General features: G+C 66.8%; 9 protein-coding genes. 4 read left to right on the forward strand and 5 right to left on the reverse strand.

Going from position 1 to position 13799, the window contains the following annotated elements; translation table 11 throughout:
• The first annotated feature begins 725 nt into the window (after positions 1-725).
• Both ACRAKJ_RS26400 and ACRAKJ_RS26405 read left to right on the forward strand, forming a co-directional pair.
• Complete coding sequence (locus tag ACRAKJ_RS26400) at positions 726-2360, forward strand: hypothetical protein (RefSeq protein WP_438923491.1); 1635 nt, start codon at positions 726-728, stop codon at positions 2358-2360.
• Positions 2361-2968: 608 nt separating this feature from the next.
• Complete coding sequence (locus ACRAKJ_RS26405; RefSeq protein WP_438923492.1) at positions 2969-3883, forward strand: hypothetical protein; 915 nt, start codon at positions 2969-2971, stop codon at positions 3881-3883.
• Between the two features lie 170 nt (positions 3884-4053).
• Here ACRAKJ_RS26405 and ACRAKJ_RS26410 read toward each other — a convergent pair whose 3' ends face one another.
• The 3 genes from ACRAKJ_RS26410 to ACRAKJ_RS26420 form a co-directional block, all read right to left on the reverse strand.
• Positions 4054-4962 carry a hypothetical protein gene (locus ACRAKJ_RS26410; RefSeq protein ID WP_438923493.1) on the reverse strand — a complete coding sequence of 303 codons (909 nt, stop codon included), beginning with the start codon at positions 4960-4962 and terminating at the stop codon, positions 4054-4056.
• Positions 4963-5196: 234 nt separating this feature from the next.
• Positions 5197-5811 carry a hypothetical protein gene (locus ACRAKJ_RS26415; RefSeq protein WP_438923494.1) on the reverse strand — a complete coding sequence of 205 codons (615 nt, stop codon included), beginning with the start codon at positions 5809-5811 and terminating at the stop codon, positions 5197-5199.
• 20 nt (positions 5812-5831) lie between these two features.
• Positions 5832-6491 (reverse strand): hypothetical protein, encoded by a 660-nt coding sequence (locus ACRAKJ_RS26420; RefSeq protein WP_438923495.1) that lies wholly within the window; start codon positions 6489-6491, stop codon positions 5832-5834.
• A 602-nt stretch (positions 6492-7093) separates the two neighbouring features.
• On the opposite strand from ACRAKJ_RS26420, the gene ACRAKJ_RS26425 reads away from it, so the two are divergent.
• Complete coding sequence (locus tag ACRAKJ_RS26425) at positions 7094-7942, forward strand: PIN domain-containing protein (protein WP_438923496.1); 849 nt, start codon at positions 7094-7096, stop codon at positions 7940-7942.
• 140 nt (positions 7943-8082) lie between these two features.
• On the forward strand, positions 8083-9246 hold the full coding sequence (locus ACRAKJ_RS26430) for a DUF5677 domain-containing protein (protein ID WP_438923497.1): 1164 nt from the start codon (positions 8083-8085) through the stop codon (positions 9244-9246).
• Between the two features lie 294 nt (positions 9247-9540).
• Here ACRAKJ_RS26430 and ACRAKJ_RS26435 read toward each other — a convergent pair whose 3' ends face one another.
• Positions 9541-11421 carry a recombinase family protein gene (locus ACRAKJ_RS26435; RefSeq protein WP_438923498.1) on the reverse strand — a complete coding sequence of 627 codons (1881 nt, stop codon included), beginning with the start codon at positions 11419-11421 and terminating at the stop codon, positions 9541-9543.
• 272 nt (positions 11422-11693) lie between these two features.
• On the reverse strand, positions 11694-13793 hold the full coding sequence (locus ACRAKJ_RS26440; RefSeq protein WP_438923499.1) for a tetratricopeptide repeat protein: 2100 nt from the start codon (positions 13791-13793) through the stop codon (positions 11694-11696).
• Positions 13794-13799: the final 6 nt, after the last annotated feature.

Genomic DNA, 13799 nt, shown 5'->3' on the forward strand with positions numbered 1-13799 from the left:
TCAGACGACTCCTGTCGCGGTACGGATGCGACCTAACAATGAACGCATTCTGTCGCGAAGACGGGATCTCGTCGCTAACGTTCTGACCAACACGGCCTCGCTAAAGCACTACGACCTGTCCTGCCTACGTCGCAAGACCAAGCTCGCCGCCTGTCACGCCGGACCGTTCTTCGAGGGCAGCGCCCGCATCGACGTCGCCCACGACCTCATCGTTCACGGCGAACGACTACTGCGGTATATCAAGGTCTTTGCAGCAAAATTTCCACTTCAACCCGCTACCGCACTCGCACGGCCGGTATTCACCCTCGCGGTAGGTTCCGTCTGGAAGATCCAGCGGCGGGACCGGCTGTTGGACCAGCAGTACCGTGCCAGGACTGACCGTTACCGACATCGACGGCTCGTCGTCGATGTGCCATGGAGCCCGGTCCGATGCGTTCCCGTCCATCGGCCTGGTCATGGCGAGCTCGTCAACCACCGAGCGGTGGTGCTTGTAGAGCTCACAACCGCAAGACGCGACGAGGACGAGGCGCGCGAGCGCGCCGTCAACGCCTGGGTCCAAGCAGCGGACCACCACGTGCGCGGTGGCATCGACGATGCGGAAGGCGGCGCCGAGGATGCTGCGTCGTCACCACCCACCGGTTACCGACGGGACGCCACGTGGGTCGTTCCATGCAGTACGACGAGACCAATCACCGCGGCCGCATCGTTCGCGGACGGGCCACGGCATGATGGACCGGGTGTCACCGAGTCACCACGAAGTCGTCGGCGCCTTCATCGTCCGCGCCCGGCGCATCCAGGCCCACTCGCTCGTCCAGGACCCCACCATCCTCTCCGATCTCGCCCAGGAACGGTTCGACGTACACCTGCGCCCGGACGGAACAAGTCGGATCCGCCATCGCCTTCCTCCCGACGAGGAGGTCTTCGAATCCTTGGCCACGCGGGTCCGCCCGCTGCTCCTCGGGGACGAGTCGGTCCACCACTTCAAGGTCACCAAGGCGTTGAGGCGCCTGCTCGACACGAGTCCGGCCCCTGACGTCGAGCAGTACCGTGAAGAGTTGAACGAGCTGCGCGAAGCGTGGAAGACGACCACGACCGGCAAGACCTACGGGCTGGTCCAATGGAGGGGAACCGAGGTTCCCGACACACTCACCCCGGTGTCCAACGTGCTCCTGGCCGAGGCATGGATGTACATCGACCTCGTGCACGTCGATCCCGACCAGCGCAGACGTAACGCCCTGGACTACCCGATGCGGCAGCGCTACCTGGCCGCGGTGCGCTACTACTGCCGGATCGCCGAGCTGGTAGTACGGACGTTGCGCTACGTGGAGAAGCTGCGCGACGCCGGCGTGGTCGTGCTCGACGCCGCCGACTGGGAACGCGACGTCGTCGTGGGCTCGGAGATCGTCGAGGAGGGCATCATCCGCGTCGCGCCCGCCGGGACCGGGGCGACTACGGCGGACTTCGGCGAGCAACCCGGGGAAGCCTGGCGTGATCTCACCGCCGTCGAGGCACTCCGACAGGGCTCGGCGACACGACTGCGAGTGATGCTCAACCGTGCCGACGGAACCCTGGTGGCCGCCTACGACACCGCCATCGTGCCCCGCCCCGCCGATGCGGAGGATCGGCAGGGCGCCGACGTCCTGATCGCCGGCGGAGTGGTGTGCCGTCTACGGTTCCCGGTGGCCGACGGACAGCCGGGTCCACCGTCGATGAAGCTGGTCAGCGCAACCGACAGCAACACGGCCCATCTGGCGCTGTGCCGCTTCCAACTGCGGACGGGCGAGGCGCACACCCTGGCGTTCTTCGGCGAACACGACGAGGAACCGCACTTGACCTTCACCACCACCGACCTCACCGCCGAGGACACCGAACAACTCCGGGTGGTCATCGACACGCTCGAAGACGTCTTGGCCATCGGAGCCCTCACCGGCCGAAGCCTGGGCCGCCCTACCGCTGTCGGCTATCAAGAACGCGTCCTGCTTCGGGTCGCGCGACGACTCCACGAAGGACGAGTCGCCGAACTCGCCCGCTCTATCGGCCCACGAATCGACCCCCGCGGCGAACTGCCCACCGGCGAACACAGCTGCCTCATCCGGAACGAACCGCAGACGATGACGTTGGCGGGAGTTGAGGTCCCGATGCCCGCCTTCGTCGTGTGGCACCCTCGCGCTTCCACCCGCGACCTCGGACCGGCACCCGAACACGGTCCCGAGGCACGACGGTTCGACATCGCCGCCCCGCAAGGCGAGCGGTTCCTCGCCTGGGCACCCGACATCTGCACGATCGCACCGGACGAGATCACCCAGCACGTAGAGCCGTGGGACCTGTTCGGCATCGACCAGCGGACCTGCCCGTTGTGACCGACCCGCCGCGACGACGGATCCGGGTGGCGGACACGTCACCCGGAACTTCCCGTGCACTTCTCCCGCTGCGATGAGATTCCCCAAGACGTCGGCATCACGGCGACTTCAACCACGATGCCTTCGCGACGACCGTCGGGGATGGACAGCTCACCGCCGGCGGACTCGACAGGACAAAGCGCGTGCTCGCGGTCGACGCCTGGGTTCAATCCTCGGACCAGCAAGCGCCTGCGGTGGCGGCCACGATGCGACGATCCGCGCCGAGGACGCTGCGCCATCGCCACCGCGTCTACCGGCCGTTCCAGAAAACCTCGAAGCCTATGTGATCAGCCGCTGGATCACTACCCGGCCATCTGCATCGGCATCCGCGAGGCCAGCCAACGGTCCGACCGCCGCTTGGCCACCGAGGCCGAGAAACGACCCGGCCACCACTCCGAGGTCCTCACCAGCCGCCCGCCCGCGCCTGCAGACCCTGGTGACGACAGGCGCGCCTGTCGAGACGAAACGGGAACGGGTGTTCGATAATGTCTACGGTCACAACCTGTTTCCGCAGGCTACAGGGACAGCGTCATCCCCGTGGCTGCACGCTCACACGAAGGCCTGATCACATGAGGATCGACATCGAGCACCACGCCCGAGGGCTGCTGGAGCACCTGGGGCAGAGCGGCGAGAACGAGGTCGCCGACTACCTCCGAGAGAACGAGATCGACATCCAGAACGGTCACTTGGTCGTCGAGTATCTCGTCGGCACGGGATTGGCCAGAGACTGCTCCACCTTCGGTGGTCCCGACTGTCGTCTCACCGGCAGTGGTCTGGCCAAGGCCCAGCAGTTAATCGCCGAGCGGAACAGCCCGGTCCGCCGCCTGGGCACGCTGTGGACCAGGATGCTGCGCTGGTTGGAGGACAACCGCGGGGTGTCGGACTGGAGCGGATTTCTCGCTGGCGACGGCATGCGTTACCCCGGCGGCGACTTCACCAAAGCCGAGGTGGAGAAGGAGGCCGCCTACCTCTACGGGCACGGTCTGATCACCGCTGCGCGCGTCGACGAGGCCGAGGATGGCACCCTCCGCCCCGGCATCACCACCGCAGGCCGCGACTGTCTGATCCATTTCGAGGGAGACGTGAACCAATACCTCAACCGTGGTGGGCGCTCCACCACAAGCCACACGACCCACAACAACACGACGATCACGATGACCGACAGCGTCGGCAACATCACCAACGCCAGCTCCAACGTCCAGCAGAACGTCAACTCCGGGCTCGACACCACCGAGGTGCTCAAGTTCGCCGGCGCCGTTCGACAGACTCTGCCCGTGCTCGGACTGGACGAGGAAGCCCGGCAAGCCGCCGACGCCCAAGCCGAGGAACTTCACCAGCAGGCGAGTGCCGCGACTCCGGACCGCGGTCGGATGCGAGCCTTGACCGACAGCATCATGCAAACGTTGCAGACGGCCGTGCCGACCATCGCCCTGGAGATGATCACTGGTCTGGGCATGCAGGCGATTCAGGCTCTCGGCGGCTGACAGCCCGCTCCCACGAGACCGGGCTGCAACTCTGGACGCCCAACTCAACCATCGACGCCGCAGGTCGCGATGCTCAATAGCGTCGCCAGCCAGAGGCAGAACAAGCGCGCCTGGGACGCGGCACCGACGATCGCATGGTCGTTCGCGCCCGCCGCCGAGCGCGGTCCCGTCTACGCGCCGGTCACTGACTTGAGGGCCTTCTCACCCAACCCGATGGCGGTCGACCGAACCACCGTGGGCGCAGCCATGCGCAACCCGTCGAGAACTGCGTCGAGCAGTCCGCGCAGCCTGCCCCGGTCCGGAGCAGCCGAACTCGCTTCCTGATGCAGCTCCTCCGCCTGGGCGTCGAGTGCCTCGTGCGCACTCTGCTCGACCCCGAGGACAGGCAGACTCTGACGGACGAAACCGGCGAACTTGAGCACCTCGGTGGTGCTCAGGCCCGCGTTCACGTTCTGTACGACATTGTCACTCGCGACGGTGATGTTGCCAGTGCTGCCGGTCATCATGATGTTGGTCGTGGTATTCGACTGTTGCCCTCGGTTCAAGTATTCGGAGACGTTGCCATCGAAGTCGACAAGACAATCCCGACCGTTAGACGTGATAGTCGACCTCGCCACCCCCGGACTCCTGCTCGCGGTGGACAGCGTCTTTATCAGGCCACGCTCATGGAGATAATCGGCCTCGCGCAACACTTCTTTCTCCGTGAAGTTATTGCCGTAATACCCGATGTCAGGACCGGCGAGAAATTCAGACCACGGGCGGGATCCGGTCTGTCGATCGTGACCATCTAGCCAGGTCAGCATACGCGAACGTAGGACGCCCAACCGTCGAGCAGGCTTCATGCGCTCGCGCCGAATCTTTTGGACCGCTACCACCCCCTCGGCGTTGATCGACGCGTCCGGGCCCTCATGTGTCGTAAGGTCGTCGACCAGACCCCTGTTGCCAAGGAAGGTGACCAGCTTCCCGCCCGTCTCGGCGTCGAGGCTGTGGGTCGACAGGTACGACGAGACACCCTCGTCGGGCGAATCATACAGGAATTCCAGAAGTGCAGTTGCGTACTCGTCGATGTCAACACCCATGTTGTGCCACCCTTCTTCACCAATGATTTCGTACGGTGATCAAGCTTGTCCCTACTGCCAGCACCCTTGCAGCATCTACGCGCTTCGCTGGCGTCACGCCCAATACCGACATGAGGATGCACAGGGCGGTGGTCGAGCGTATCCTGCACTGATGACTGCATCCGCCGCCTCGGCGTGACCGACGACTTCGCTGGCCGTTCATCATGCGCCTTCCCGATCACCGGACGGAGAGCCTCATTCGGCAGCGGTGATGCGGCGCTGCTCGTCGGGTCGACACCTCGACTCTTCGATCTGGCGCTCAAGTTCAGCCTCGCCGGTGTCCCGCCTCACCCGCAGTGCCTTCATGTACGCCGAAGAGGGCTGCGGAGGCTCGTTGCGCACGTAGCGACCGAGCACGGCGAGCCCTTCACGGCACGCGCACCAGACCAGAGGCTGCGCGGTCGTGTCCTCGCCTTCCCCGAACATGAGCAAGATGCCCGACTCGCGAATGGCGTCATGGACAAGGTCGATTTCCGCACGCACCATCGGGTCCGTGAGGTACTCGATTGCCCGCCCCAGTTGATCGAGGTGCCTACCGAGCTCCAGGGCGCGGGCGCGTTGAGCGGGCTGTAGTGCAGCGACTTCGTTCGGACTGTCCAGGAGGGCGGCCAACTCGGAGTCCTTCTGCAACGTGCGTAGGGCCTCGATTGCCTGATCCGCCTTCTCTCGGCCGCGTTCCAGGACCGCGTTCTCGTGTTCGAACTTGTGCTGCCGCTCCTGGGTCTTCTTGCTGCCGAAATAGGCACCGACCCCAGCGGTGATCATTGAGCCGACCACTGTTCCGACCGGGGCCAGCCACTCCCACGCCACGTCTTACCTCCAGCGATGCGTCAGATCGGCGAAGCGGTCAAGCCCGGCCAGGGGCCGAACATGTCGTACATCGCGGCACGGGCCTCGTTTTCGGCGTCGATCTTCTCGCGAAGGCCGGTGTCAGTGCCGTCGAGGTAGTTCGCCACTCCTTCCATCGTTTCATGGAACAGCCGCATGTGAACCCGGGGAAGCGCTGCGAGCGTGGGTGAGCCGTCCTTGACGACGGGGTACCTGAAGTGCTCCGAGGTCGGGTCGAAGCTCTGCAACTGCATCAACACCCGCTCGACGTTATCAACCGCGGCCGTATCATCATCGGGATAGACCTCTGTCAGAAGCTTCCGGGCCTGTCGCCACAGCAGTTCCAGCTTGTGCGTATGGGGAAAGTCGACTTCCTCTCTCTTGCAACGCAGGCATTGAATGATCAAGTTTTTGAGCTGCAGCTCAACGTGCTGACGCCAACACATCAGGAAGGGATAGACCAAGTAGTCCTGGTTGTGACCGGTGACCGCAACCTGCGCCAGGATCAGCCCGGCCGCCTTCCGGTAGCCCTCGATGTAGCCAAGCCACTGGTCCCGGGGCCAATCCATGCAGGCGACGAACCACCAGTCGTCGTTACCGGCAAGAAGATCTGCCTGCGAGTTGGGCCAAGCCGCAGCGGGTCCATCGAATGGGTCGGTCACGGAAAAAGCGTGAGGCACGCTTGCCGTAAGGTCGAGAGGTTGGCCCCTACTGTTCCCACTGGCTCAGCCCTTGGCAGCGCCCCGCAGGCAGCGGCGATCACCCAGCTCGTATCACACCGCACCGGCGATGTCCTGCTCTACGACGACCCGGACATGTCCGTGGTGATGAGCGCGCAGGGTCGAGCAAGCCGCGATCCTGGCCACCTCGATCAACCCACCGGCGGAATGCCCGGAGAGCTGTGACCCGGCTTGCCCATGAGCGGATCGATGAACGCCCCGATAACACTGACCTGGCGCCGCCCACAGCCTTGGCCGGCACGAACCAGCTCGCCGAACCGAACCAAGTTCCCCATCGAGGTCGAGTCGACCGCGCCCCTACCCTGAAGCACCCGGAACGCGCCCGTCCACGCTCGGCAAGACCGATTACCCGTATCGTCCGACGGCCATGGTCGCAGTGAGGTACTGCTGGCTATGCTCACGCCCGGCCAGAGCTTCGAACTCGAAGTGCCACTTCGGCGCCTTCGAACTCACAGGGCGAAGGAGGTAGCGCAGTGGCCAAACGATCAGCTGCGCCGAAGCCGCCTTCCTACGTCGAGCGCCTAATGGCCGAACTGGACAACATCCACACGGCCTACCAGGAAGTCCTGGCAGCCTCCGGCATCATCAACATCGACCCCAACCGGCATGGCCGCGGAGATATGGTCTTTATCGGTTTCGCCAGCTGGGGCTGGGCTTCCAGCGATGCCCCGCTGGAAGCGGCACGCATGAAACTCCTGGCCCAGATACGCGACTGGGAGCCCCGCTACCGACTGCTGTTCCCCCACCCCACCCCCGCGGTGACCAAGCGCTTGGACACGCACCTGGGCCGCCTGGAGGACTGGCTCGTCCGCCCAGGCCGCGCCTGTGGCATCCCCGACACCGTCGCCGCAGCCACCAGCATGATCAATTTCGATCTGGCCGAGCTGCGCTCGATGACGGGCCTCCTCACCGGCGACGACTATGCCGTCCGGCTCGTGGTCGACACCAACACGCTGCTCGACAATCCGGACCTGGCCGCACACGTCCCCACGCTCGGCGGCAAGTACATGGCGCACCTGCTACCGGTCGTGCTCCGAGAGATCGACGACGCCAAATGTGCCGGACGGAACCAGGACCTCCGCGACGCCGCCCAACGAGCCGACCGGCGCCTCAAAGGACTACGCACCAACGGCGACCCACGCACAGGCGTCCGGGTCGCCGGCGACGTCTCCGCCGTCTTCGAGCACATCGAACCCCGCGGCGACGACCTGCCGTCCTGGCTGGACCTCTCCGTGCCCGACGACCAGTTCATCGCCTCCAGCCTCCTGCTGCAATCGCGGCACCCCGGCTCTGCGCTCTACGTCGCCACCAGCGACATCAACCTGCAAACCAAGCTGTCCGCAGTCGGCCTGCCCTACGTCGAACTGCCCTGAAACGGACGCACTCGACCGACAGAGTCGGTCGAGCACCTCGCGCACGTTCCACTCGGCATGCCCGACCAGATCGCGATACAACATCACGACCAGCGGCATGGCTACTTCGTTGAGGCGCGACGCACTCGTAGCATCCCGCCATGAAGTTCCCCGGACGCCGTGTCCACGAAGACTTCGACCACAACGTGTTCACGGCGATGGTCGAGCGGATCAACAAGCTCACGGCCGACGGCCTCAGCGACGACGAAGCACACGAACGCGTCGTCAACGCCTGGACGCAGGCCGCGGACAAACACGCACCCGCGGTGGCGTCGATGATGCGGCGCAGTGCACCGACGACCGTGCGACATCGCCGTCGCAGCCACACGCCCTTCCGGCGGGCTCTCAGGATGTACTGGGGTCGACCGCTCGACCTCTACCTGGCCATCTGCGTCAACGCCCACGACGCGGGCAAACGGTTCGACGACCGCCTGGCCGCCGAGGCCGAAGAACGGCAGGACTACCACTTCGAGGTCCTGACCGGCCTCTACGCCCGCGCCTGTCGCACCGCGCTGGAGATCCATCACGCCCTCGCAGGCGGCTACCCGATGGCGGCACTGGCCCGCTGCCGCACATTGCACGAGATCGCCGTGATCATGCTCGTGCTGACCGAATTCGGCGAGACGACGGAACATGCGGACCTGGCAGAGCGGTTCTACCTCCACGAACGAGTACTGACCGCCAAGGACGCCAAGACCTACCAGGACCACTGTGAAGTGCTCGGTGGCGAGCCGCTGGCCGACGAGGAGATCGCCGAGCTGGAGCAAGCCCGGCAGGAGCTCCTCGACAGGTTCGGCACCGACTACAAGGATTCCTACGGCTGGGCCTCGGGTGTGGACGGGCTGCGGCGCCCGAACTTCGCCCAGCTGGAGAAGTTGGTCAAGGTCGCCCACCTGCGCGGCCACTACTACTGGGCCAGCCACGAGATCCACGCCGACGCCAGAGGCGACCAACTCAACGTCGTCGAACGCGGAGACGTCCTCCACAGACAGACCGGACCGATGCTGTCCGGCCTGGCCGAGCCGGCGACCTGGGCGCTGGCATCCCTCGAACTGTGCATGCAGACGCTGCTGTACAGCACAGACGACGTCTCACCACTGGAGATGCTCGGCAGCAAGGCACTGCAACACCTCATCGACGACGCGAAGAAGGTGTTCGCACAGTCGGAAGAGTATGTGGAGGAGATGGAGAACCGCGTTCACCTATGGCCGCGATGGAGGCGCGAACTCTGGATTAGGTGGCGATTGTTTATTCAGCGGTTCTGAAAACAGAATATCGTCATAGAATATGACGTCCAAGCTTTGCACATCTCTCAACCGCTCCAAGAGGAGTGCCGCAGAACCTATAGGCTGTCACCGAGAGTACCCAGCGGGGCAGCGGCCGCTTCCACTGGACGAAAACCGACGTGGGGAATTCCCCACTCTTGCAAAGACGCCCCAGACCCCTGCTAGGCTGGACTTATGAGCCACTCCCCTTCGAGAGGAGTGGGAAATTCCCCACGGATGCGTGTTCGGGCAAACCTCTCGGACACATAATTTGCCCCGCGAGATATTTCCAGGTCACCTGGGATGCTCGTGGGGCAAATTGCTTCCCGATGCGGCTTCGACTTTACCTGATGGCCGCTGCTCGTAGCGTGTCTGCTGGCGCGATGGCAGGAGCAGTGGGCTACGGCCAGCTCGTCCCACGACCTGTCGACCGCGGTCGCCGCCGTGCTCGCCCGGCGGCGGGTACTCAACTCCCCCGGCCCGGGATGCGTCCCGCGAGCGGGTGGTGCGGAGGGCGAATTGGAACCCAATCTGCCGGCGCCGACGCTGGGGCACTGCCGGGCGGATCGGTCGCTGTAGAGGCTGGCGTGTGGGGCGAGCTCTGTGAGCCGGTGCATTGACCTTCGCGGCGGGCGCGTCGGGTTGATCCGCCGCCGAGACCGCCGCACAACTCAAGGCCAGCAGGTGTTGTTCACCTGCCTCTCCACGATCTCCGGTCGCGAACCTGCCATGGACAAGCTGCGGTGCCACGCGCCTGCGTGGTGTGCGTGCTCGCCCGGTGGTACCGCGGTCGAGCAGAGCGACCCCGACGGTGTCGCAGCGGAGGACGAGTCCGAGTTCGTCGACCAGCCGTGCGGTGTGCTCCGGGCCGGGGTTGTCGGCAATGCCCACGGCGGTGAGGTGTGCGGCGATGCGGCCGAGCAGGTGATCCTCGCGCAAATAGAGGTTGCCCGGCGCCCCCTCCGGTCGGGTACGGGCGCTGGTGTGACCATGACGGCAACGGTACGCGGCACGACCGTGGGAACGGTGCGAGTCCATCTTCCGCCCGCAGAACCCGCACTGGAGCCTGCCCGCCAACAGGTAGACGCACTCGCCTCGGTCAGCGTCGGCCTGCCGGGTGCTGTTCCTGGCGGCCTGGATGGTCTGGGCGGTGACGAAGTCCTGCTCGGACACCAGCGGGGTGTGGGCGATGCACGTCGAGATCGCCCAGGCGTGCTGCTCGTTGCGGACGCTGGTGCGTCGACCGCTCGGCGAGCGGGTGGCACGGTCGGCGCTGGTGCGATTCCACACCTGACGACCGGTGTAGCGCGGATTGCCCAGGATCTCCATCACCGTACGCAGCGACCAGCCGGGTTCGACTCGAGGCCGGTCGCGTTCCGCGTCGGCGCTCGACGGGCTGGGCACGGCCTGCTCGTTGAGGTGGCGGGCGATACCTGCGGCACTGTGTCCGGACAGACGTAAGGAGAAGATCAGCTGAACCACAGGCGCCGTGACCGGATTGGGCACGAGCCGCTGCTGCCGCACACCGCGCCGCGCCAACGCTCGATTCGGGTGCGGGCCAGCGTCGACGAGACAGTAGCCGTAGGGCGGCCTGCCGCCGAGGTAGCGGCCCTGCTCGACGGTCTGCATCCGCATGGCGGTGACGACCCTGTGGCGGGAACGCAGCACCTCCGTGAGCGAGCGCTTCGCCAGCAGCGCCAGCAGCGCCTCGTGCGCGGGATTGTCGAAGTCCACCGGCCCCTCGGCCTCCGGCAGCCACAACTGCACCCCGTACCGCTCCAACACCGCCCGCAGCTCCCGCACCTGAGCGCCGTCGAGGAACGCACGCTCGTACTCTCCGACCACCACCGCGTCGACCTGGTCGGCGTTGGCCGCGATGTAGCGCAGCATCGCCGCCGCCCGAGGCCGTAGATGCCACGGCACCTGACGGGAACACCCGACCTCGAAGTACTCCCCTACGATCACACCGTGCCCGCCGGTCAGCCTACGGGACACATCCAGCTGCCACGCCCGCGACGTGCGCGGGTCCTGGTGCTCACGAGTGGAAGCCCGACCGTAGAACAGAAACCGCAAACTGCCGACAGGAGTCGCATCCATGGCCGGGATGCCCGGCGGGACCGTGGCGGCGATCCACTCGGCAAGCGTGGTCGGACGGGACAGTGCGGACACCGACATGGCGCGGTCCTCGACATCGGAACGGGGGTTGGACGCCGAGGTGACGAGGCGCCTTCGCCACGATGACAAGGAACTCCAGATATACGCCCAATCGGAGCAGCCCGAGCCGCCTGTGCTTGTCTGAACAGCTGCGGCATACGCGTATCTGACCGCCTGGTGGCGTCGATACCCACGGCAAGTCGCTGCTCGATAGCGCGGAACCGCGTTGCCGCAGGCTTGACGTCGGCTTCAGTCTCTCGCGCACCGACGCCGACCTACCCCAGGTCGACTGCTCAACCGCTGTCCGGGTTGGCGCTGGTGAAGTGGTCGAGCTCGTCGAGCTGCTGTTGGACGCGTTCGGCGTCGGCGTCGCGGCCTTGGTCCCGGTACAGCTCCAGTGCCTCCTCCCACACGGTGCGGGCCTGCTCGTGTTGTCCGAGGGCGGCGTGGGGGTGGCCCACGCGGTCGAGGTTGTTCGCGACCTCGTAGGTGTTGCCGAGGTCGCGGTTCAGGGTGAGGGCGTGGTGGTAGTGGTCGAGGGCCTGGTGGTGGTCGCCGGTGTGGTGGGCGATGTAGCCCAGGCTGTCCAGGGTGGCCGCTTCGCCTGTGGGGTTGTGGTGGTGTCGGTGCAGGGTGAGGGCGGCCTGGCAGTGCTCGCGGGCGGCATCGAACCGGCCCAGCCGCGCGGCGTACCAGCCCACCGAGTTGAGCGCGTTGGCTTCCCGCACCGGCTGGTCGAGGGCGCGGTAGAGGTCGAGGGCGTGGTGGGTGTGCTCGAGGGCCTGCCGGTCGTCTCCCCGTCGTTCCCAGGCGACCGCGAGCACCTGGCGGGTGAGGGCCTGTTCGGTGGGGTCGTGGTGGCGTAGGGCCAGGGCGAGGGCCTGTTCCAGGTGGGTGGTGGCTTGTTCGTGCAGGCCCAGCAGGGAGCAGGCGAGGCCGAGTTGCCGGTGGGTGCGGCTGCGGGTGGTGGGGTCGGGCAGGTGGTCGGCGGCGTCCAGTGCGGCCTGCCACGTGGTGACCGCGTCGCGCCGGTGTCCTCGTCGGAGGTGGAAGGTGTGCAGGTTCCAGGCCAGGTGCCAGACGGTGTGGTGGTGGCCGAGGGTGGCGGCGGTGCGCTGGGTGGCCAGCAGGGTGGCGTGCTCGGCCTGCAGCCAGGCCAGCGCCGTGGCGGTGTCGGGCAGCGGGTGTGGGTGCACGCCGGGCGCGGGCGGCTCGGGCGACACAAGAGGGCGGTGGGGGTCCAGGAGGCTGTCGGCGGCGTGGGCGGTGTGCAGGTGGAAGTCCACCACCCGGGTCAGGGCCGTGTCCCGCACGTCGTCGGGCAGGGCGGTGTGGGCGGTGTCCGCGGCGTAGCGACGGACCAGGTCGTGCATGGCGTACCGGCCACCGGGTCGTCGTTCCAGCAGCGAGGCGTTCTCCAGCCCGCTCAGCGTCCTGCGGACGGAGCGGTCGGGCAGACCGGTGAGGGCGGCGGTGGCAGGCGGGGTGGTGTCCGGGCCGGGGGCGATGCCCAGCAGCGCGAACAGAGTGCGCTGGGTGTCGGTGAGGTGGCGCAGGGACCAGGACAGCACCGTGGGCAGGCTGGCGGCCGGGTCGCTGTCGTGGTCGAGCGCCTCCAGCCCGAGGTCGCGCAGTTCGGCGGCGACCTCGGCCAACGCCACGTCGGGGTGGGGCCCGGCGGTGCGCGCGGTGATCGACAACGCCAGCGGGTGGCCCCCGCACAGCCCGATCAGCTCGTCCACGGCCTCGGGTTCGGCTGCGACGCGGTCGGCGCCCAGGCGGGCGGCCAGCAGGCCGCGGGCCTCGTCGCGGTCCAGGACGTCCAAGGGCAGGTGGCGGGCGCCGTGCCGGTCGATCAGCGAGGCCAGCCGGTGACGGCCGGTAACCAGCACGGTGCAGGACGGCGAGCCGGGCAGCAGGGGGGTGACCTGGTCGCTGGTGGCGGCGTTGTCCAGCACGATCAGCATCCGCCGCCCGGCCACCAGGCTGCGGTACAACGCGGCCTGGGCGTCGAGGTCGGCGGGGATGCGGTCGGGGTCGACGCCCAGGGCGTCGAGGAACCCGCGTACCGCCACTGCCAGCTCGGTCGGCTCGCCTGTGGGGCTGAAGCCGTGCAGGTCCACGAACAACTGCCCGTCGGGAAACCGCTTCAGGTGCCGATATGCCCACGCCAGGGCGAGCCAGGTCTTGCCGATGCCCCCGGCTCCGCCGATCGCCGAGACCAGCACCGTCGCGCCCTGCCCCGCACCCGCCAGGCCGGTGGTTAGGGCTGCGGTGGTCGGTTCCCACGCGTCGGTGCCTGGTTCCTGCGGTGTAGCGGCGTGGGTCAGGGCGCGATCCAGACGGGCCAGCTCCGCGGTCCGGCCGGTGAACAGTCCCGGTGCGGCGGGCAACTGCCG

It is taken from the genome of Saccharothrix sp. DSM 118769 (genome assembly GCF_052936295.1).